Genomic DNA, 21,754 nt, shown 5'->3' with positions numbered 1-21,754 from the left:
TTACTCGTCATGTACTAAACAGAAGTCGATGAGGCAGAAAGCCGAAGAATCGAGACCGAAAGAAAGTAGGTTGTTTAGGGCGAAGTACTAATATCAAATATCAGCCATTGGTTTACCTATTCAGTTGATATTGTATTGGGAAAGGAATCGAATGCATGAATGAATCAATAGGAAAACGAAGCTTACGTGTAGTGGAGAATTCTAAAAAGAAACGCAAGTGGTACAGCCTAATGGATAAATTATGGAACTATCAAAACCTGGAACAAGCTTTCTATGACGTGAAGAAAAATCGCGGTTCACACGGAGTGGATAAAGTAACGATTAAAGATTATGAAATTGAATTGGAACACAACTTAAGAGTGCTCCAAGAATCTTTGCGTTTGAAAACATATCGTGCAAAACCAGTTAGAAGAGTTTTTATTCCAAAAGCTGATGGTACAAAACGTCCACTGGGAATTCCAACAGTAGAAGACCGAGTTCTCCAAGCTGCAACTAAAAGAATACTTGAACCAATCTTTGAACAGAAATTCTTAGACTGTAGTTTTGGATTTCGTCCGAACCGTAGTGCACATATGGCGATAGACAAAATCCGAAAGGATTTGATGGATGGGTACACCTTTGTAATTGATGCCGATATAAAGACTTATTTTGATTCAATTCCTCATGATAAGCTTATCGAATTAATCAAAGAAGAAGTTGTGGATAATAGAGTATTGGCGCTAATTTTGCAGTTCTTAAAATCGGGAATCCTTGAAAATGGTATTTTCTATGAGAGTGACAAGGGGAGTCCTCAGGGTGGCGTAATCAGTCCATTGTTAGCGAACATCTATTTGCATCCGCTCGATGAAATGATGATGGAAAGAGGTCACCGTATTACAAGGTACGCGGATGACTTCGTCATCTGTTGCAAATCCCGAAAGGGAGCAGAAAGAGTACTAAGAACGGTAGTGAAGCTCTTAGATGAAAAGTTAGGATTGAAAGTGCACCCAGACAAAACTAAGATTGTAGACAACTACGAAGAACCGTTTATCTTCTTAGGGTATGTTTTCAAAAGAGGATATTTCCATTCTCCATCAGACAAAGCAGTAAAGAAGTTTAAGAAAAGTATCAAAGATGTAACGAAAAGAAATCTAACAGTTAACCTGGAAGAATTCGTCAAGCATCGATTAAATCCCATTATTAGAGGATGGGGAAGATACTTTGGAATTGGCTTTTCAAAAAAACTATTTCAAAAATTGGATACATGGATTCGAAGAAGGCTAAGAATGATTCAGTTAAGAAGCTGGAGAAAAATAAGAAAGCTCCACAGGGAGCTTCGGAAAAGGAATTGGAAGGGTGAACTTCCGCATCTTTCAATGACTAGATGGAGGAATTCTAAGACTGAGCACGTTCATTTTGCGATTCCGAATGAAAGGTTTCGGGAAATTAAACTTGTTTTTCTTTTAGACATATACAACGAACTACATCCCCAAAGGGGATAAAGTGGAGGAGCCGTATGCGATGACCCGCACGTACGGATCTGTGAGAGGCGCATGAAATTTCTCATGCGCCTACTCTATTCGTTTGGAATAATCTTAATTTAATAATCGAGTGGAAAGTGCAGCCTTCACAAAAGTTTTTTATAATGAAGAAAAGCATGTAAAAAGAAGGGAAAACAGATGTTAATTGCAGGGCAAAAAGAAATGCAGCAAATGGATCAGTATACGATCGAAAAACTTGGATTACCAGGCGTTGTCTTAATGGAAAATGCAGGAGCCATGGTAGTGGATGAAATACTTGCACACACATCCATTAAAAATCCGAAGGTAATCGTGCTTGCGGGGGGAGGAAATAACGGCGGCGACGGGTTTGTTATTGCCAGGAGATTAGCTGACCGGGGATGGACCGTTCTGCTTTGTGTGCTTGTAAAACCCGAAAAAATTAAGGGTGATGCAAAAATACATTTCGATGTTTATCGGAATCGTGGACTGCCCATCTTTTTTCTTCATGAAAGAACCTTTGCTGAACTGGAACATGTATTACAGGAGTCTAATATTATAGTTGATTCAATTTTAGGAATTGGGGTAAATGGGCCAGTACGTGACCCTTTTCACCAGGTAATTACAATGGTGAATGAGTTAGATGGGAAGAAACAAGTTATTTCTGTTGACATCCCATCAGGTGTTAGCAGTGATACAGGGAAGGTTGAAGGGGCTGCTATAAGAGCAGACAAAACCGTTACTTTTGTTTATCCAAAAAAAGGCTTCTTCTTGCAAGATGGCCCCATGTATGTCGGGGAGTGGAAGGCGGTGGACATTTCTGTACCGGCTGCAATTGCTAGTGACCTTGGACTGCTCCTTCCGAAACTCATAACCAAAGACCTTGTTAAATCATCTCTACCAATTCGTCCAGGGAATGGTCACAAAGGAACGTTTGGCCATGCGCTTGTTCTCGGAGGGTCTCGGCACTATGTAGGTGCCCCAATATTCTCTGCAAAGGCGGTACTCTATTCTGGTGCAGGATTGGTCACGCTGGCTGTTCCTGAAAGTATGTACACGATTGTCTCTTCCCAAAGTCCAGAATCATTACTCCTGCCTTTATCCGATGAAAATGGTCATTTTTCCAAACAAGCAATTGAGGAAATTGCACCAAGAATTGAGCAATTTGACAGCATTGCCATTGGCCCGGGCATGAGCAGGTTTCCTGGTGGCGATGAGTGGCTGAAATCCCTGCTGACCACTCTTACCAATCAGCCCATTGTTGTTGATGCTGATGCACTCTTTTTATTACGTAAAGAATTGGATAAGCTCCGGCAGTATAATGGAAGTGTGATTTTTACGCCGCATCCAGGTGAGATGGCTCAATTAATCAATAGAACCGTAAGTGAAGTCGAAGAAAATCGAATCGAAATTGCGAGCACTTTTGCAAAGGATTTTTCAGTGTTTTTACTTTTAAAAGGTCATCGACCGATTATTGCTTGTCCTGATGGCCAAGTATACATTAATCCCCACGGCCATGATGCACTCGGAAAAGGTGGGAGCGGGGATGTTCTGACGGGGCTCATTGCTTCGTTCCTGGCGCAGGGAGCTTCGCCAATTCAGGCGCTACTTTCTGCAAGCTACTTACATGCAAGGGCTGGGGAAGAAAAAGCAAAGCTTTTATCACACTATGGTGTTTTACCACTTGACCTTATTGATGGAATACGAGAACAATTAAATCTAATTTAAATGCTATTGCCAGTATAATTTTACAGTTAATAGAAAATACTAATTTTTGCTGTAAACAGTGCCTTTTCCTCTCAAAAAAGCACTGTTTTTTAATGGTCTAAGCCCGCTAAAGCCTTGACAATTGAACGATAAAGTTTAATTTTTGATAAAATCTATTTTGAGAAAATTCGCAAAATAAATTTTATTAATTTAGTATGCTATAATAAAAATATTAAAAACAATTTAGTTAGGAGTAATCGCGATGCTAAAAGATTTTTTTATCGGTTTATCTCAAAATCAATTTCTTAATAGCGCAGCTAAAAAGTACGGCTTAAAAATGGGTGCCCAAAGTGTGGTTGCTGGTACAAACATCCCAGAAGTCATCAAAAGCATTAAAGAACTTAATGCTCAAGGAATTTCCTGTACAGTCGACAACTTAGGGGAGTTTGTGTTTAAAAAAGAAGAAGCAACAGAAGCAAAAGACCAAATTCTTAATGTGATTGAAGCCATTCATGAGAATAAAGTTGATGCTCATATTTCTTTAAAGCCTACTCAATTAGGGCTGGACATTGAATATGAATTCTGTTTAAGCAACCTTAGAGAAATCGTTGACCGCGCAAGCCGCTATGATATTTTCGTTAACTTTGACATGGAAGATTATGGTCACCTTCAGCCATCTTTTGACCTTTTGGATGAACTTTCAAAGGAATATGATAATGTCGGCACAGTTATTCAAGCCTATTTCCATGAAGCTCAAGAAAACCTGGAAAAATATAAAAATTATCGTCTTCGAATTGTAAAAGGTGCTTATAAAGAACCAGAAGAATATGCCTACCAGGATAAGAAAGACATTGATAGAAACTTCATTAAATTAATTGAATGGCATCTTTTAAACGGAAAATTCACATCGATTGCCACACATGACCATCGAATTATTAATCATGTGAAGGATTTTGTGAAAAAGAATGACATTCCAAATGATAAATTTGAGTTCCAAATGCTTTACGGTTTCCGAAAAGATCTTCAATTAAAATTAGCGAATGAAGGCTACAACTTCTGTACCTATGTTCCATTCGGAAATGATTGGTACGGTTACTTCATGCGCCGTCTTGCAGAAAGACCGCAAAACTTAAATCTTGTCGCGAAGCAAGTATTTAACAAAAAAACCAACACGATGATCGGCTTGGCAGCTGGTGCATTCCTTTTAGGAAGAGTATCTAAGTCTCAAAAGAAAAAACGGAAATAAAGAGAAAGCGCTTAAAGAGGATGTCCCAAAAGGGTGATGGGACATCCTCTTTTTTTGATATTTTTGTAGAAATTTGTTGAGAGATTTTCTAGTAGAAAAGGAATAAATAATGGTAAAATAGAAGGTGTTTATTAATATAGGACAAAATGTAAGCCTTTACAAAACATATAATAAGAGGTAAAAATGATTTTACTTTTTGTCCAATGACAAATGCTTGTTCTCTCGATATATTATTTATATAGGTGTACGATTATGCACTAAAAATTCGGAATATTCCAAAAAACAGTAATATTATGTTATTTTATAAAGGTAGGTGAATGCCAAGATTTATTCTCGCTCGTATGTTGCCGCTTAGATTGCTGGAAGAGCTAGGAAAAACCAATAAGGGAGGAATTTTATTGAAGACGCAAATTGAGCAAAATGGAATTGTCATTTTGACGCCTGAAACAGCCAATAGTTTAAGTAACAGTGAGATGTGGAACGACGATTTAAGGCCTACCACTCTAAAGGAACATTCCTGGAAGGGACTTAACTTTGCCACTTTATGGATTGGGATGTGTTTGTGTATCCCGGCTTATACGATGGCAAGCGGAATGATTTCTTTAGGTATGAACTGGTGGCAAGCCATTGGCACGATTTTAATTGGTAATGTTATCGTACTTATCCCTATTTTATTGAATTCACACGCTGGTACCAAATTTGGAATTCCGTACCCGGTTTTTGCAAGACTATGGTTTGGCTCAAAAGGGGCACACATTCCAGCATTGGCCAGAGCGCTTGTTGCCGCAGGATGGTTTGGGATTAACACCTGGATTGGTACGGGCGCAATTGATACGTTGTTATCTGCTTCCTTCTCGTTCTGGAGCTTCCCTGGTCATACCGCCGTTGTCTTTGCATTATTTTGGATCTTAAACGTAGCCGTTGCCTATAAAGGGCCGCAAGCAATGAAATACTTAAGTTTAATTGCCACTCCTGTAGTTGGTGTATCAGCCATTATTCTTCTTATTTGGGCATTCACTCATTCTGGCGGCTGGGGACCGGTTTTATCAACACCATCCAAATTCCAGACCGTTGGTTCATTTTTAAAAGTATTTTTCCCTGCTGTCACTGGAGTTATTGCTTTCTGGGCAACACTTGCCTTAAATATTCCTGACTTTTGCCGTTATGCGAAAAGCCAAAAGTCACAAATGGTGGCACAAAGCTTCTCTCTACCACTGACGATGGCCATTTTCTCCTTCATTGGTATTGCGGTTACCTCCGCAACTGTCGTTATTTTCGGTCAAGCACTTTGGGATCCGGTAGCATTGCTTGCTAAGTTCCCTCCATTTGTCATCTTCTTAGGGACGATTGTAATTGTTATATCTTCTTTAACGATTAATGTTGGGGCAAACGTCGTAGCGCCTGCCCGTGCGATTGAAAATTTAAATCCAAAACGCATTACCTTTGGAATTGGCGCCTTGGTTACAGGTTTATTTGCCATCCTAATTCAACCATGGTACATCATGGAGAATTTCGGAAACTATATTTTTGGCTGGTTAGGAACTTACGGTGCTTTGCTTGGTCCAATTGACGGAATCGCGATTGCCGATTATTGGCTTGTACGCAAAAGACAAATGGCACTCCATGAGTTATATGATGTCAATGGCCGCTATAGTTATACAGGAGGCTTTAATAAAAACGGGGTTTATGCCTTGATTATTGGTGTCGTGATTCCAGTTCTCGGACTGATCATTCCTGGACTTCACTTCCTTTGGGAAAATGCATGGACATTTGGGTTGTTTATTTCCATTATTTCCTATACTTACTTAATGAAAGGCGATAAGAGCGTTCTTCAAAAAGGGGAATATGAGAGAATTACGATTTTCAAAGCATCCAGTGTAAATTCTTTCCAAGATTCAGTGGATAATAGTAACCCGAATGTTGATTTATATTAAGTTAAAAACTGCTGCCCCGAAGATTATATTGGGGCAGCTTTTTTATTTGCCAGTCTTTGAAAAAGGTGAATGTTGATTTTTTACTACTATTGATTGGAGAGGAGGGCGCTCGACTCCTGCGGGATGCAGAGGTCACGGGAGACCCCGCAGGCGCCTAAAGCGCCGAGGAGGCTCCCGGACCTCCCCGCGGAAAGCGAGGCCCTTCGCTGCAATCATCAACCAAGATTAACAAAACTATTTGCCAAAAAGTAGGTAAATAGTAAAATAAAACAGATTGAATTTTTTGGTTTTTTTTGGGAGTGGTAATAATGAGGACCATAACATTATCAAATGGAAAAAAAGTCGAAGTGGAGTGTTTAAGCTGCGCTATAACAAGTGGAATGATTCAGCCGGATGGCGGGGTTATTGTTGAAACAGAATATTTCCATGCCCATCAAGATGTTGCCTATCCAATCGAAGGATTAGTCATTCTAGCTTCCAAACGGCATATAAAGTACATGGATGAGTTAACAGAATTGGAAAAACTCGATTATATTCATCTGTTAACAAAGATTAGAAAAGCCCAAAGAGAAATTTTAGGAATAGATTATGTTTATTATTTTTACAATGAAGATACTACCCATCATTTTCATACATGGTTGGTCCCGCGGTATGAATGGATGTATGAATTTGGCCGCTCTGTCGAGTCTGTAAGGCCCGTGCTTCGATACGCGAGGAATCAATTGAACACGGAGGAAGATAATAAAAGAGTGTTAAAGGCTATTGAGGCCTTAAAAACAGAGTTGAACCATTAAACAGTCACTTACATTTTTCTTCAGAATCTAAAATAAAGTGCCCCAAAATTTATTTTGGGGCACACGTTTTTTATTCATAAGAACGTTCTAATGCATCAATTAATGAACCTACATATGAAACAGCTTTTCTGATAGGTTCCGGCTTTGACATGTCCACACCGGCATGCATTAAGAGATCATGAGGCTTCATGCTCCCGCCAGCCCTTAAAACTTCCAGCCATCGGTCTACTGCAGGCTGTCCTTCTTCTTGAATCAATTGAGCAACAGCGGTGGAGGCTGTCAATCCGGCTGAATAGGTGTATGGATATAGGCCCATATAGTAATGTGGCTGGCGCATCCATGTAAGATTAGCACCCTCATCGATCTCAACGGTGTCTCCCCAGAATTCAGAAAGAACAGCGCCTGTTACCTCGGATAAAGATTTTGCTGTCAAAGCCTTTCCGTTTTCAGCTAGGGTATAAACTCTTCTTTGGTATTCAGCTTCAAGCAAATGGGTGACAAAGTTATGATAATAGGTTCCGAGAAGTTGGAGAATAACCCAGCGGCGCATCTCCTTATCGTCATACTTCGCCAGTAAATACTGACCCAAAAGCATTTCATTCATTGTCGATGGGGCTTCAATAAAATACATCGATGGGCGTACATTCATGATCCGTTGGTTTTTATGAGCTAAATAAAAATGACCGGCATGACCAAATTCATGTGCCAATGTAAAACAGCCGCGCATATTATCCTGCCAGGTAATCAAAATGTAAGGGTGGGCACCATATGGACTTGAGCAGAAAGCACCTGTAGATTTTCCAACATTGTCCGCCAAGTCAACCCATCTCTCTTTAAAACCTTTTTCGATCATTTCACTGTATTCCGGTCCCATTACCTTCAAAGCTTCGAGTATTAATTGACTGGCTTCCTCGTAAGTTGTCTTTGGGTTGAAAGTGGAATCAAGAGGTGCTTTTAAATCACAAAACAGCAATTTATCAAGGCCTAATACCTTTTTCTTTAATTCGGCAAACCGACGCATATGCGGGGCTAATTCTTTGAAAATAATATCGATTTGATTGTTATACATTTCTAGTGAAACCTGCTGTGGTTCCAATAGCATATGTGTAACCGAATCATATTTTCTTAAGCGTGATAGGGTTACTTGTTTTGTTACTTCAGTGGAATAGGCCGCTGCTATGGTATTTTGATATTGTTTTAAAGTTGAAACAAAAGATTCATACGATTTCCGGCGTAAAGCTGTATCTGCAGAAAACTCATATCGGTTTTCAAATAAAGCGAAGGATACAGGTAATTCCTTTCCTTCCGTATCCTGGATGGGCGAAAATTGCATATCAGCCAATTTAGCCATTTGATAAATTTGATAGGGAGCTGCTTGAACCTCGCCAAGTGCTGCCAATACTTCTTCAGTTTCTGCTGACAGTCTATATTTTTTTGTTTCGAGAAGTTCATGAAGAGTTTTTTGAAACGGTTGAAGTTCAGGCTCATCCTGTAGATATTTTTCGATCGTTCCATCTTCAAGTCCGAGGATTTCTGAATTTATAAAAGATAAGGCAGCCATCACTTTTGTTCTTAATGCAGAGAATTTAGCCGAATTTGCCTGATTTACCGGATCAGTTCCATCAGCAGATTGCTTCAGGCTGGCATATGTCCCGGCTTTAACTATTTTCATTAAAAGCTGTTCTTGGGCGGTTAAGCATGCTAATAATGCTTTTGGATTCGTATGGAATGTCCCTTTAAAATGATTAATCTTTATCATTTCATCCTCAATAACCTCTAATTCAGTTTCCCAGGCTTGTTCGGAAACAAACAAATCCATTAGATTCCAAGTCAATTCCATCGGTACTTCTGAGCGAGTAAGTCGTTTTTCAACCGTTTTCTCCATGTAAATCCTCCTAAAATTAATTCGTATACCTAAATATTATCATATATTATTAGAAAATTAAGTCAATTTTAATTAAAGATTAGTAGGTAAATAGTTCTATTTTTTTGATGAAACTTGGGATATTTTCATTCGAGGATAGTTTTTCTGTTAAAGAATATGGTATACTTGAAAAGTAATATTAGTTAAATATTCTGAAATTAATCAGCCGTTTTTTAAGAAAAAACATCATTAAAACTTTACATCTTGTATGATGTATGCGCTTTCTGTTATAGTTATACTATAGAAAGATAATTCGAAATTTTCGTAAGAACTAGTTAACTCTAAGGAATTTTATTTTTCAAAGAGTAAAACACTAGTGAGAGAGAGGAGGATGGAATTTTATTATTCTAATACAGTGAAAATGAGTGGAGAAACGAACAAGTAATTATTTTAAAAGAAATAGTTCAAAACAAGGGGTGGGTCTTTTTGAGTCATAACCAAGAGAATTTAAGTAAAGATTTAAAAATCCGTCATATTACCATGATTTCGATTGGAGGAGTTATTGGTGCAGGTCTATTTATGGGAAGCGGTGCCGTTATCCATCAAGCTGGACCGGGAGCAATCGTATCTTATGCGCTAGCAGGATTACTGGTTATTTTTGTCATGAGAATGTTAGGAGAAATGGCAACTGTTAAACCGACTAGCGGCTCGTTCTCTACCTATGCACGTGAAGCAATCGGGCCTTGGGCTGGGTATACAATTGGCTGGTTATATTGGTTCTTCTGGGTAATCGTAATAGCCATTGAAGCTACGGCGGGTGCAGCCAATATTCAATTTTGGTTTCCTAATATCCCAAACTGGCTTTTAAGCTTGGTTCTAACGATTTTATTAACTCTTACAAATGTATACTCAGTTAAATCCTATGCAGAATTTGAATATTGGTTTTCCTTTATCAAAGTGGCAGCCATCACTTTGTTCCTGATCATTGGACTAGCAGTTATCTCAGGGATTATGCCTGGTGTTCATTCTCCTGGAACTCATAACCTCATAGGACTAGGCGGATTTATGCCGCATGGAATTGGTGCGATTCTTCTCGGCATTACCGTCGTTATTTTCTCCTTTATGGGTACCGAGATTGTTGCAATTGCTGCAGGTGAAACAAAAGAACCGGGAAAAGCTATTCGAATTGCCACTAATAGTGTAATTTGGCGAATCCTTATCTTTTACATTGGTTCCATCGCAATTGTTGCAACTTTGCTTCCATGGAACTCAGCCAATCTACTAAAAAGCCCTTTTGTGGCCGTGCTTCAAAATGTTGGAATTCCAGCTGCAGCACAAATTATGAATTTTATCGTTCTAACTGCTGTTCTATCTTGTTTAAATTCTGGTCTATACACAAACTCACGTATGCTGTTTGCTATGTCAAAATCAGGAGATGCTCCAAAAGCATTCTCCAAATTAAACAAAAAAGGTGTTCCTGTAAATGCGGTCCTTTTTGGAACTGTGTTTGCCTATATTGGAGTTATTTTCGATTACATTTCTCCAGATAAAGTGTTCTTATTTTTAATTAATGCCTCAGGCGGAATTGCACTATTAGTTTATTTAGTTATTGCTGTTTCACATCTGCGTATGCGTAGAGAAGTAGAAAGAACAAAACCGGAATTGTTAAAAGTAAAAATGTGGTTATTCCCTTATCTAACTTATGTAACAATCCTTGGTATTTTAGGGATTCTTGTGGCCATGGCTTTCATCCCGGACATGCGTCCACAATTCTACTTGACTATGCTTATTGCCGTATTGGTTGTCGGTTCCTATTACTTTGTGCGTAAGAAAAACGGAAACGGCACTGTAAAAGAGGATAAAGTAAGCTAAGTAATAATAATCTATATTGTGAAATTTGAGAAAAGGTGCAGGAGTAGTCCACTAATTGGATGCTCCTAGCACTTTTTTATTAGAAAATTTAATTCGATGATATTCGTACGAGTTGATAATGGTTATTGAAACATACCAATTTGGTTAAATATGTTATACTTTTTATAAAAAGGGGGAGAGACAATGGAAGAAAAAATAGTACATGCGATTCAAGATGAATACCCGGATGATTTTGCCTGGTGCTATGGGTGTGGTCGATTGAATGAACAGGGGCATCATTTCCGCACAGGCTGGCAAGGAGAACAGACTGTTACGATTTTTATACCCAAACCTGAGCATTTAGCGCTTCCGGGGTTTGTTTATGGGGGGATGATTGCCTCGTTGATTGATTGTCATGGAACCGGTTCCGCTTCACTTGCATTACATAGAAAAAATGGTCAAGAACCGGGTGAAGGGGCTGAGCCGCCCCGTTTTGTCACTGCTTCCTTAAACGTTAATTTCCTAAGGCCGACTCCCCATGGAGTGCCGTTAAAAGCCGTTGGAACAGTACAGGAGATCCATCCGAAAAAGTGGAAGGTTACGACAGAAGTGTTCGCCAATGATGTCCTTTGTGCAAGTGGAGAGGTTGTCGCAGTTGTCATGCCCAGTACATTTTTAAAAAAAGATTAATAGGTAGCTTTACTTGAAGAAGTCAATTAAAAAAGTCGGTTCCTTAACGTACAGGGAATTCGACTTTTTTATATTTGAATTTGCTTAGCGTACAAAGAGTAAAGTTTGCTATAGATACGCCAACTAAAATAAGCAAAGCAAAAAGAGTGCAGTTTGCTTTGCTTATTTTTCCCTTTTGCCTTCCAAATCTTAAAACAGCGCAAGCCTGCTAACCTTCCATCCGATAGGACACCGGAACCTTTATAGGGAGGGGGTTGTTACTCACTATTTGAATCTAGTCCGTATTCTTTAATTTTATTGTATAGAGTTCCTCTTGATATACCGAGTAACTTGGCTGCTGCACTTTTGTTTCCATATGTTTTACGTAAGACATCTTCAATCATTAAAGATTCTTCTTTTGCTAATTCCTCTACTTTTTTGTATGATGGGTCCTCCTGGTTTGGTACACCATTTATATTCAAAGACTGGGTGGAGGTAACGATCCCTCGTGGAAGATGTTCGAATGTAGTAATATCACTATCGTTAAGCAGGATCAAACGTTCTACTACATTTCGAAGTTCCTGAACGTTTCCAGGCCAATGGTAGTTTATTAAAGCGGTCATAACTGCAGGATCGATCGTCGGCATAGACTTCTTGTATTTAATCGTAAATTCCTGCATGAATTTTTGCACCAATTCAACAATATCTTCCAGTCGTTCACGTAATGGAGGAATATCGATTTTTATCACAGCCAATTGGTAATAAAGATCTTTATGGAAATTCCCTTCTTGTACCAGTTCTTCGATTCCGGGTGATGCAGAGGCAATAATTCGGGTTTGGGCTTTAATGGGTTTATTTCCCCCGAGGCGATGGAACGACTGACTCTCCAAATAATTCGAAAGTTTTACCTGGATGTCAATAGGCATCCGATCTATATCTTTAATGAACAATGTACCGCCGCCCGCTTGTTCCAGTTTGCCCGCTTGGCCTACTTGTCCCTCATCGGTAAAAGAATTTCTATGATATCCAAACAATTCTGCTTCTAAAAGTCCTGAAGGAACTGATAAGCAATTGACGGATAAAAAAGGTTCGTTCTTTTTGGAACCGCCAAAATGGATCGCCTGTGCCAGCGTCGCTTTTCCCGAACCAGATTCACCTGTCAGCAGGACAGGGATATCGGCTGTAGTGGTTTTTTGTGCCATTTGCAGGACTTGTTTGATCTCAGGATTCACCCCGATGATGGTGGAAAAGGGCTCTTCCTGATGGACTTGTTGTGGAAGCGATGAATACAGCTCTTCATTAAGCCGGACAATTCGGGTAATATCTTGCTCTGTGGCAACTCCTCCAATAATCTTATTATCTTGAATAATTGGAGAAGCATTTATTAAAACGTGAGTATTATTGTCAGGCCGATGGTATGCTTGTCGGACAGGGAATCCCTCATTTAAGATACGATGTAAGACAAGCGCCTCCGACTGGAAATATTCCCCTATTTTCCGGCCGAGAATTTGTCCGCGGGTGATTCCGTATGTTTCCTCTGCTGTAGCGTTCCAACAAATTACCTTTCCTTCCCGATCGACAGCCGTTACCGCATCGTTTACTGTTTCCGACAATGTATGGAAGTAAGCGCTTACTTCTATTTGTTTCGCTTGGAGGCAACGAATCCATTCTCCGGCGGTTAAAATGCCAACAATGTCCTTTTTTTCATCATTCTTTATCAGAACCGGACGTCTCCAATCTGCTTCTGATTCAGCAATTTCTGACAGTGTCAAGACTGTTGAGGGAATCCAGCGAAATTCTTCAAGAAAAGAACCGATAGGATAAGAGTCAGGGTGTGATGCAAAAAAATCTAATTCACTATTCATAATGATATAGTGTGTTTTCTCCGCGCAAACGACAACATAATGGAATTGCAGGAGCATGTTTTTCAGTTCCGCTAACGGTGTGGAAGGCGCTGTCAAAATAAAAGAGTCATCTATATTGACTTGTCCGGATTTAACCATATTAATCCTTTCTTAATAAAACATTATTATTTCTATCAATTTTATCACATTTGGGTATCAGTATCTAGAGTGTATAAAATTCCTGTATAAGGTGAACGTATGTTTACAAATATGTATAGTTGTATATTTTACTAAAGAATTAAACAAAATTGTTTTATTTGATTGACAGATGTGAACATTTTGTGTATAAAATTTTAATATATAAAATTTTGAAAAATTTAAACATTCACTCTCTTATTTCTGGATGAATGCAGGAGTTGATTTGCCAAAATAATGTAATCGCTTACAAGATGCGTGTTTACTAAACTATTATTTCATTAATACCAAAAATATTATAAAGGAAGTGTAGACCATGAATCACCAGCAAACGGAGTTAAAGAAAGACTTAAAGATTCGTCATATTACCATGATTTCTCTGGGAGGAATCATCGGTGCCGGTTTATTTGTAGGGAGTGGCTCCCTCATTAATGCATCCGGACCAGCTTCCATTTTTTCGTATGTCTTCGCAGGGCTGCTTGTCGTTTTGGTTATGCGGATGCTGGGGGAAATGTCCATCGTTAATCCAACCAGTGGTTCTTTCTCAACCTATGCCCGAGAAGCCTTGGGACCATGGGCTGGGTATACAATCGGCTGGTTATACTGGTTTTTTTGGGTAATCGTCATTGCTGTTGAAGCGATTGGGGGTTCCAATATCATTCAATACTGGTTTCCTTCCTGGCCATCCTGGTCTGTCAGCCTCACCCTCACTTTGTTATTAACGCTGACTAACTTGTATTCAGTTAAATCATATGGTGAGTTTGAGTATTGGTTTTCACTTATCAAGGTTGTAAGTATTGTCATATTTTTGGCTCTTGGAGGGGCTATTATATTCGGACTGATACCAGGTGTACATTCGCCAGGGACATCCAATCTTCTCCATAGAGGAGGATTTATGCCCCATGGATTCGGCTCGATATTTGTAGGGATTGCTCTTGTTATGTTCTCGTTTATGGGAAGTGAAATTGTAGCAATCGCAGCAGGGGAAACATCACATCCTGAAAAAGCCATTACAGTTGCGACAAACAGTGTTATTTATCGAATTATCATTTTTTATCTGGGCTCCATTTTAGTTCTGGTTACGATTCTTCCATGGGATTCTCATACTCTATTAAAAAATCCGTTTGTTTCTGTTCTTAATGTTTTACACATACCGGCTGCTGCTGAAATCATGAACTTTATTGTTTTGACAGCCGTACTTTCTTGCTTGAACTCAGGTCTTTATACAAGCTCCCGCATGTTGTTTGCGATGGCAGAAAATGGTGATGCTCCCCGTGTGTTTTCAAAGGTAAACAAAAAGGGAGTGCCGCTCTATGCGATCTTGGGCTGTACGGTAGTATCCTTTGTTAGTGTAATTTTTAATTACCTGTCGCCTGATAAAATCTTTCTCTTTTTGGTCGATGCTTCCGGAGGAGTAGCGTTGCTTGTTTATCTAGTAATTGCATTTTCCCAGCTGCGATTAAGAAGAAAATATGAAAAAGAAAACCCTGAAGCACTCAAAATAAAAATGTGGTTATTCCCTTATTTGACGTACGCAACCATTTTTGTCATTACCATAGTTTTAATAATGCAAGCATTTATTGATTCCCTGCGTTCACAATTCTTTTTAACCGCACTGATTGCTGTGTGTGTGGTCGGTTCATTTTTTATCTTTAGAAATAAACGCTCAACTAATTTAGCAACAGACAAGCAAGCGCTTTAGTCTATAGTTTTAAAAAGCCAAGAATTCACCTTGAATTCTTGGCTTTTTTGTATATCTTACAAAAACCCTTTGAACAAAACTGTCTATTTATTAATACTAAAAAACAAAACTGTTGAAAATAAAATAAATTTGAACAAAATTTAAAAAACATATGTACAAAAATGTATATTGCGTTTTATAATACAGTTGTGTTGAAAATTATAAATTATTGAATAATTCAAAAACAGGCGTGTGTTTCAGAATTTGAATTTTTTTGAAAAAACTCTTAAACAATTGTTTTCTATCAACTTTATAAAAAATAAATTATTTTTCAAAAGGGAGAGAATTGCATGATCACTGAATCTAAGAATACAATTAAGCCTTACAAACATGAACCATTCACAGATTTTACAATCGAAGAAAACAAACAAGCATTTGAAAACGCTTTAAATTTAGTCAACTCTCAGTTAGGTCAAGAGTATCCGCTTATCATCGGAAGCGAACGCATTACAACCGATAAAAAAACGATCTCGGTGAATCCTGGTAATAAGACAGAAGTCATTGGTACTGTTTCCAAAGCTGATAAAGAATTGGCTGAGAAAGCCATGCAAGTAGCACTTTCCGCATTTGAAACGTGGAAACAGCATGATCCGGAAGAACGGGCAAACATTTTATTTAGGGCAGCCGCTATCCTTCGTCGCCGCAAACATGAATTCTCAAGCTACCTTGTCAAAGAGGCTGGAAAGCCTTGGAAAGAGGCGGATGCCGATACAGCTGAAGCTATTGACTTTCTTGAGTACTATGCCCGTCAAATGATGCGATTAAAAGACGGTATGCCTGTAAACAGCCGTGACGGAGAAATTAACAAGTTTACTTACATCCCACTAGGTGTTGGTATTATAATTTCACCGTTTAACTTTCCATTAGCGATTATGGCAGGAACTGTAACCGCTGCCACCGTGGCAGGGAACACCGTTCTACTTAAACCATCTGACAATACACCGGTAATCGCGGCAAAATTCGTGGAAATCATGGAAGAAGCAGGACTTCCTGCAGGGGTGTTGAACTATGTTCCGGGAGAAGGTTCCGAAATTGGTGATTACCTTGTGGATCACCCGAAAACCCGCTTCATCTCCTTTACAGGTTCCCGTGAAGTCGGCTGCCGAATCTATGAGCGGGCCGCAAAAGTACATCCGGGGCAAATTTGGTTAAAGCGTGTGATTGCCGAAATGGGTGGAAAAGATACAGTAGTCATTGATAAAGACGTAGATTTGGATTTAGCGGCCTCTTCGATTGTTTACTCGGCTTTTGGATTTTCCGGACAAAAATGTTCCGCTGGTTCCCGTGCGGTGGTACATCAGGATGTTTACGATGAAGTGCTTGAAAAAGCAGTTGCCTTAACAAAAACATTAACCATTGGAAACCCAGAAGATGCCAATACCTTTATGGGACCGGTGATCAGTCAGGCATCTTACAATAAAATCATGAAATATATCGAAATTGGCAAAAAAGAAGGCAAATTGATGGCGGGCGGAGAAGGCGACGACTCCAAAGGGTACTTTATTCAACCGTCCATCTTTGCCGATGTCGATGAAAAGGCACGTCTCATGCAGGAAGAAATCTTTGGACCGGTACTTGCTGTTTGCAAGGCACATGATTTTGACCACATGATGGAAATTGCCAACAATACGGATTATGGCTTAACCGGCGCTTTAATTACAAACAATCCTGAACACATCGAGCGGGCCAAACGAGAATTCCATGTAGGAAATCTTTATTTCAATCGCGGCTGTACGGGAGCAATTGTTGGATACCAGCCATTTGGCGGATTTAATATGTCAGGCACGGACTCAAAAGCAGGAGGACCTGATTACCTGATCCTGCACATGCAAGCAAAAACAACAAGTGAATCACTATAAGAACAAATAGGCAGCTTTTCAAAAGCTGCCCATTATAAAAATAGGAATCAATCACTTTGGAGGGATCATCTATGTTGGCAGAAGTTTCAAAAAATGTTTTTCTTTACGCCTCCCAAAGCAAGGGATTAAATAAAGCAGCAAAAAAGTGGGGACTTCGATTTGGAGCTTCTCAGGTAGTTGCGGGAGATACGATTGAAAGCGCCATTAAAAAGGTTCAAGAATTAAATAATAAAGGCTTGGTTTGTACATTGGATCATTTAGGTGAATTCGTCTTTAGCGAAAGCGAAGCAACCGAAGCAACCGAATATAATGTCAGAACATTACAAGCTATTGCCAGAGCCGGGGTAAACTGTGGTTTATCGGTAAAAATGACCCAGCTGGGGCTCGATATTGACCGGGATTTTTGTGTGAAAAATATGCGCCGAATTCTTGAAACAGCAAAGAAGAACAATAATTTCGTCCGCATCGATATGGAAGATCATGCACATTGCCAAATGACATTAGATATCCTGCGAGAATTGCGTCAAACTTATGACAATGTTGGAACTGTGATTCAAGCCTACTTATACCGTTCTGAACAGGATGTAAAGGATTTAAAAGGGATCTCTCTTCGATTAGTTAAAGGTGCTTACAAGGAACCTCTTGAAGTCGCGTTTCAGGAGAAAGAAGAAGTGGATAAAAATTATATGCGAATTATCGAAAGGCATTTGCTGAGCGGAAGCTATACTGCAATTGCTTCCCATGATCATCACATTATTGCTAAAGTCAAAGAATTCGCCCAAAAACACAATATTCCACGGAGCCAATTTGAATTTCAGATGCTGTATGGATTTAGGACAGATATGCAACTGAGTTTGGTTAGGGAAGGGTACAAAATGCGCGTTTACGTTCCTTTTGGGAATGATTGGTTTGGATATTTTATGCGCCGGTTGGCAGAAAGACCACAAAATGTAGCGTTTGCTCTTAGGGGAATCTTCTCTAGGTAATCTAAAGAACTTGTTATTAAGGGGTGTAAAAAATGGGAGTTACGATTCTTTCCAAAAATGATCAAACTCAAAAATCAGACAATCAGCAATGTGAAACGTTAGGTTTATTGAATTCAACTCAGCTCATTATAAAAGAAGCTGTACAGAAGTTAGGCTATAACAATGATATGTACGAGTTATTAAAAGAACCAGTTAGAATCCTCACGGTACGGATCCCAATCCGAATGGATGATGGTTCCATTGAAGTATTTACCGGCTATCGTTCCCAACATAACGATGCAGTAGGTCCTACAAAAGGAGGCGTACGTTTCCATCCTGAAGTGACGGAAGAAGAGGTAAAAGCACTATCGATTTGGATGAGTCTAAAATGCGGAATAGCGAATCTTCCTTACGGTGGAGGAAAAGGCGGTATTATTTGTGATCCAAGAAACATGTCCTCTGGGGAATTGGAAAGATTAAGTCGTGGATATGTTCGTGCTGTCAGCCAAATTGTGGGACCGACAAAAGATATTCCGGCACCGGATATGTACACGAACTCTCAAATTATGGCTTGGATGATGGATGAGTACAGTCGTCTTCGAGAGTTTGATTCTCCCGGATTTATTACAGGGAAACCGATTGTCTTAGGGGGCTCAGAAGGCCGTGAAACGGCAACAGCACGCGGCGTGGTAATTTGCATTGAAGAAGCGGCAAAGAAGAGGGGAATTGATTTACAAGGTGCACGTATTGTAATCCAAGGCTTTGGGAATGCAGGAAGCTTTTTGGCAAAATTCTTGCATGATGCAGGAGCAAGAGTGATTGGAATTTCGGATGCAAATGGGGCTCTTTATGATCCAGAAGGGCTGAATATTGATTATTTGCTTGATCGACGCGATAGTTTTGGTACTGTCACTAATTTATTTACCAATGTCATCACGAATCAAGAATTACTCGTAAAAGAATGTGATATTCTCGTGCCGGCTGCTATCTCAAACCAGATTACAGCACAAAATGCTCATCATATTAAGGCTTCGATTGTAGTAGAGGCAGCAAATGGGCCAACAACTCTTGAAGCAACAAAAATTTTGGATGAAAGAGGAGTCCTCCTTGTGCCAGATATATTGGCTAGTGGAGGTGGTGTCATCGTTTCTTATTTCGAATGGGTTCAAAATAATCAAGGATATTATTGGTCGGAAGAAGAAGTGGCTGAAAAACTACAAAAAGTCATGGTCGATTCCTTTAAAGCGATTTATGAAACATCACTGGCCCATAAAGTGGATATGCGTTTAGCGGCTTATATGGTTGGAATTAGAAAACCAGCTGAGGCTTCACGTTTCCGTGGCTAGGTATAAAGTTTATTTTCTTATTTAAGGTGAGGGTCTCGCTGCCTTTAAAGCAGGATAAACAACAAATTTTTATCTATCAATCTATAGAAAAAGTATGAAAATAATTCTTTAAAATTGGAGGAACTTTTTTCATGTGGATCATCACTGTCCATTCCAAGAACAACATTACAATGTTTGAGTTTGAAAATGAAAAAGAAGCAAAAGCCACTTTTGAAAGAACACAAGGCTGTAAAATTCTTACTCAAGTGATTTATTTTAATGATGATTATTTTAATTAATTTACATAGCTTATGAATTGCAGGTTCCGCATAAGCGTGTGGATGTCTACTTTGAAGCTCCTAAAACAAATTAAAATAGGTGACAGGCACCATTTCGATGGTGCCTGTCACCTGTCTTTTAGGTTTGTTTTATCCGTAGTTCCCACATGTTGCCATCATCACAACAGGTACTGATTTGTTGGTTGCCCCTTGTAGTTGTATGCCAATTACGAGGATTTCTGCAAGGATTGTGATGTCTTGTTGTATTTTTTCGAGTAGTACTGCTGCTAGAACTGCTACTTGAACTGCTGCTAGAACTGCTCGATGTGTGTTGGTTTCTTGTTGTATTTCTGCGGGCAGTATTTCCAAAACCTGGATCACGGAACATGAAATCACCGAATTCGGATCTTCTTACTTCCTCCGCAGCGCTTTGGATTCCTTCTGCTGAAAAATCGCTCATTTTTGCACCTCCTTTAATTCAAGAAAAGGGAGTACGAAAACTGAAAAGACCTGTCTATTCCATAAAACCCTCTCTTCTCTTACTAAGTTACGTACGGATACCCCAATTTGCATGGGTCAAATGCCTAATGACGGGGAAATTGCCTGATGATAGGTGACATGCGTTTAATATCCCACATACGATTATTAGAGGGAGTGATATACAATGGACGAGGGTAAAAAAATAGCACAATACAAGCTTTTTATAAACTCCATTGATCTAAGAGAACTCAAAAGAGATATTTGGATTGACGATCCGATCCCGGCGCGATTGTCAGTAGATGGGAAAAAACTCGAGATTGACCTTAGTTACCGCGGCTCGCATATCCGGGATTTTATTAAGAAATCCTATCAAATCACTTACTATAAACCTGTTCAATTCAGGGGCTCGAAACAAGTCCACTTAAATGCTGAATTTAAAGATCCCTCCTTAATCCGCAATAAACTGAGCTTTGATTTCTTTTCTGAAATCGGTGTGCTCGCTCCACAATCAAGGCATGCTTTTTTAACGCTTAATGGGAAACCAGAAGGGGTATATTTAGAAATCGAATCTGTTGATGAAAACTTTCTGATAAGAAGAAAATTACCGAACGGGGCAATATTTTACGCGATAGATGGGGATGCCAACTTTTCACTCATGAGTGATTTAGATAAAAATACGAAAAAATCCTTGGCATTAGGCTATCTAAAGAAATGGGGAGCATCTTCAGATGACTTTTATTTACAAGATTTTATTTTTAAAATAAATACGTTTCAAAGATTAGAGTTTGAAAAAGAAATCGGGAAATATGTACATGTGGAAAAATACTTACGATGGGTAGCGGGGGTTATTTTTACCGCGAATTACGATGGGTTCGTCCATAATTATGCGCTTTATCGAAATGGGGATACAAGCCTTTTTGAAATCATTCCTTGGGATTATGATGCTACTTGGGGCAGGGATGTGAATGGCAAACGGATGGAGGCGAATTACGTACCGATTGAAGGTTTTAATACCTTGACTGCCAGGCTCTTGGATGTGGATCGGTTTCGTAAGTATTACCACAGCCTCCTAAAAAACATTATGAATGAACAATTTACGATAACGTATTGGATTCCAAAAGTAGAGAAGCTGCTTCAATCCATTCGGCCGTACGTATTGCTTGATCCCTATAAAAATCAAGTAATCGATACATTCGATAGGGAGTTGGAAGTAATAAAATTGTATATGATAGAAAGAAGAGACTATTTAACAAAGAAATTATCAACAATTGAATAAATACATGGAGCGTTCCTGGTAAATCGGGAACGTTTTTTTCGTATTTAAATTATTTTACTATTTTAATTTTATACGATTAATTAAACGTATATAAACTATTAAAACCTTAGAAACGTTGATTATACGTAAAAAATAAACTTTATAAAGAATTTATTGTTCTTTAAAAGAAATATATTATAATATTATTGTAGGGGATCTTTTTACATAAGCACCATATTCATCCATCCTTGATTCAAAGGTTCAATACA

Annotated in this window: 16 protein-coding genes; 13 read left to right on the top strand and 3 right to left on the bottom strand. The window is 39.0% G+C overall.

The genetic code is table 11. The features are described from left to right. The first annotated feature begins 155 nt into the window (after positions 1-155). The 5 genes from ltrA to ACZ5XR_RS16480 all read left to right on the top strand — a co-directional run bounded on the left by ltrA (position 156) and on the right by ACZ5XR_RS16480 (position 7,159). Positions 156-1,481, top strand: a complete 1,326-nt coding sequence (gene ltrA, locus ACZ5XR_RS16500) for a group II intron reverse transcriptase/maturase (protein ID WP_464497298.1) — start codon at positions 156-158, stop codon at positions 1,479-1,481. Positions 1,482-1,658: 177 nt separating this feature from the next. Beyond that, positions 1,659-3,206: an NAD(P)H-hydrate dehydratase gene (locus ACZ5XR_RS16495; RefSeq protein WP_464497392.1), complete on the top strand. Its 1,548-nt coding sequence runs from the start codon at positions 1,659-1,661 to the stop codon at positions 3,204-3,206. A 241-nt stretch (positions 3,207-3,447) separates the two neighbouring features. Continuing rightward, a complete protein-coding gene (locus ACZ5XR_RS16490; protein WP_464497391.1) occupies positions 3,448-4,431 on the top strand; it encodes a proline dehydrogenase family protein in 984 nt (327 codons plus the stop codon). 398 nt (positions 4,432-4,829) lie between these two features. Further along, positions 4,830-6,365, top strand: a complete 1,536-nt coding sequence (locus ACZ5XR_RS16485; RefSeq protein WP_464497390.1) for an NCS1 family nucleobase:cation symporter-1 — start codon at positions 4,830-4,832, stop codon at positions 6,363-6,365. Positions 6,366-6,673: 308 nt separating this feature from the next. After that, positions 6,674-7,159 carry an HIT family protein gene (locus ACZ5XR_RS16480; protein WP_464497389.1) on the top strand — a complete coding sequence of 162 codons (486 nt, stop codon included), beginning with the start codon at positions 6,674-6,676 and terminating at the stop codon, positions 7,157-7,159. Between the two features lie 70 nt (positions 7,160-7,229). Here the strand turns inward: ACZ5XR_RS16480 and pepF are convergent, their stop codons facing one another. Further along, positions 7,230-9,044, bottom strand: coding sequence for an oligoendopeptidase F (pepF, locus tag ACZ5XR_RS16475; RefSeq protein WP_464497388.1), 1,815 nt, complete (start codon positions 9,042-9,044; stop codon positions 7,230-7,232). Positions 9,045-9,509: 465 nt separating this feature from the next. Here pepF and ACZ5XR_RS16470 point away from each other — a divergent pair, with 465 nt between their 5' ends. Next, the gene (locus ACZ5XR_RS16470; RefSeq protein ID WP_464497387.1) at positions 9,510-10,895 is read left to right on the top strand and encodes an amino acid permease; all 1,386 of its coding nucleotides are present in this window, start codon (positions 9,510-9,512) and stop codon (positions 10,893-10,895) included. A gap of 183 nt (positions 10,896-11,078) precedes the next feature. Further along, positions 11,079-11,564, top strand: coding sequence for a PaaI family thioesterase (locus ACZ5XR_RS16465; protein ID WP_464497386.1), 486 nt, complete (start codon positions 11,079-11,081; stop codon positions 11,562-11,564). A gap of 257 nt (positions 11,565-11,821) precedes the next feature. Here the strand turns inward: ACZ5XR_RS16465 and ACZ5XR_RS16460 are convergent, their stop codons facing one another. Beyond that, on the bottom strand, positions 11,822-13,546 hold the full coding sequence (locus ACZ5XR_RS16460) for a sigma-54 interaction domain-containing protein (protein ID WP_464497385.1): 1,725 nt from the start codon (positions 13,544-13,546) through the stop codon (positions 11,822-11,824). A 352-nt stretch (positions 13,547-13,898) separates the two neighbouring features. Here ACZ5XR_RS16460 and ACZ5XR_RS16455 point away from each other — a divergent pair, with 352 nt between their 5' ends. The 5 genes from ACZ5XR_RS16455 to ACZ5XR_RS16435 all read left to right on the top strand — a co-directional run bounded on the left by ACZ5XR_RS16455 (position 13,899) and on the right by ACZ5XR_RS16435 (position 19,771). Next, positions 13,899-15,284, top strand: coding sequence for an amino acid permease (locus tag ACZ5XR_RS16455; RefSeq protein ID WP_464497384.1), 1,386 nt, complete (start codon positions 13,899-13,901; stop codon positions 15,282-15,284). 329 nt (positions 15,285-15,613) lie between these two features. After that, a complete protein-coding gene (gene pruA / locus ACZ5XR_RS16450; protein WP_464497383.1) occupies positions 15,614-17,182 on the top strand; it encodes an L-glutamate gamma-semialdehyde dehydrogenase in 1,569 nt (522 codons plus the stop codon). A 71-nt stretch (positions 17,183-17,253) separates the two neighbouring features. Then, positions 17,254-18,168, top strand: a complete 915-nt coding sequence (locus tag ACZ5XR_RS16445) for a proline dehydrogenase family protein (RefSeq protein ID WP_464497382.1) — start codon at positions 17,254-17,256, stop codon at positions 18,166-18,168. Between the two features lie 32 nt (positions 18,169-18,200). Further along, positions 18,201-19,493, top strand: coding sequence for a Glu/Leu/Phe/Val family dehydrogenase (locus tag ACZ5XR_RS16440; RefSeq protein ID WP_464497381.1), 1,293 nt, complete (start codon positions 18,201-18,203; stop codon positions 19,491-19,493). A gap of 131 nt (positions 19,494-19,624) precedes the next feature. Then, positions 19,625-19,771 carry a hypothetical protein gene (locus ACZ5XR_RS16435; protein WP_464497380.1) on the top strand — a complete coding sequence of 49 codons (147 nt, stop codon included), beginning with the start codon at positions 19,625-19,627 and terminating at the stop codon, positions 19,769-19,771. Positions 19,772-19,889: 118 nt separating this feature from the next. Here the strand turns inward: ACZ5XR_RS16435 and ACZ5XR_RS16430 are convergent, their stop codons facing one another. Beyond that, complete coding sequence (locus ACZ5XR_RS16430; protein ID WP_464497379.1) at positions 19,890-20,210, bottom strand: CotG/ExsB N-terminal domain-containing protein; 321 nt, start codon at positions 20,208-20,210, stop codon at positions 19,890-19,892. A gap of 204 nt (positions 20,211-20,414) precedes the next feature. Between ACZ5XR_RS16430 and ACZ5XR_RS16425 the strand changes: the two genes are divergently transcribed. Then, positions 20,415-21,506 carry a CotH kinase family protein gene (locus tag ACZ5XR_RS16425; protein WP_464497378.1) on the top strand — a complete coding sequence of 364 codons (1,092 nt, stop codon included), beginning with the start codon at positions 20,415-20,417 and terminating at the stop codon, positions 21,504-21,506. Positions 21,507-21,754 lie beyond the last annotated feature (248 nt).

Source organism: Neobacillus sp. Fa239, assembly GCF_055395235.1.
The sequence above is the reverse complement of the archived record's forward strand: the minus strand, read 5'-3'. Positions and strand labels throughout refer to the sequence as shown.

Excerpts from the sequence above, each read along its gene's own strand:
- ACZ5XR_RS16495 (WP_464497392.1), top strand. The coding sequence starts at position 1,659 with ATGTTAATTGCAGGGCAAAAAGAAATGCAGCAAATGGATCAGTATACG.
- ltrA (WP_464497298.1), top strand. The coding sequence starts at position 156 with ATGAATGAATCAATAGGAAAACGAAGCTTACGTGTAGTGGAGAATTCT.
- pepF (WP_464497388.1), bottom strand. The coding sequence starts at position 9,044 with ATGGAGAAAACGGTTGAAAAACGACTTACTCGCTCAGAAGTACCGATG.
- ACZ5XR_RS16440 (WP_464497381.1), top strand. The coding sequence starts at position 18,201 with ATGGGAGTTACGATTCTTTCCAAAAATGATCAAACTCAAAAATCAGAC.
- pruA (WP_464497383.1), top strand. The coding sequence starts at position 15,614 with ATGATCACTGAATCTAAGAATACAATTAAGCCTTACAAACATGAACCA.
- ACZ5XR_RS16425 (WP_464497378.1), top strand. The coding sequence starts at position 20,415 with ATGGACGAGGGTAAAAAAATAGCACAATACAAGCTTTTTATAAACTCC.
- ACZ5XR_RS16465 (WP_464497386.1), top strand. The coding sequence starts at position 11,079 with ATGGAAGAAAAAATAGTACATGCGATTCAAGATGAATACCCGGATGAT.
- ACZ5XR_RS16430 (WP_464497379.1), bottom strand. The coding sequence starts at position 20,210 with ATGAGCGATTTTTCAGCAGAAGGAATCCAAAGCGCTGCGGAGGAAGTA.
- ACZ5XR_RS16455 (WP_464497384.1), top strand. The coding sequence starts at position 13,899 with ATGAATCACCAGCAAACGGAGTTAAAGAAAGACTTAAAGATTCGTCAT.
- ACZ5XR_RS16445 (WP_464497382.1), top strand. The coding sequence starts at position 17,254 with ATGTTGGCAGAAGTTTCAAAAAATGTTTTTCTTTACGCCTCCCAAAGC.
- ACZ5XR_RS16435 (WP_464497380.1), top strand. The coding sequence starts at position 19,625 with ATGTGGATCATCACTGTCCATTCCAAGAACAACATTACAATGTTTGAG.
- ACZ5XR_RS16480 (WP_464497389.1), top strand. The coding sequence starts at position 6,674 with ATGAGGACCATAACATTATCAAATGGAAAAAAAGTCGAAGTGGAGTGT.
- ACZ5XR_RS16490 (WP_464497391.1), top strand. The coding sequence starts at position 3,448 with ATGCTAAAAGATTTTTTTATCGGTTTATCTCAAAATCAATTTCTTAAT.
- ACZ5XR_RS16460 (WP_464497385.1), bottom strand. The coding sequence starts at position 13,546 with ATGGTTAAATCCGGACAAGTCAATATAGATGACTCTTTTATTTTGACA.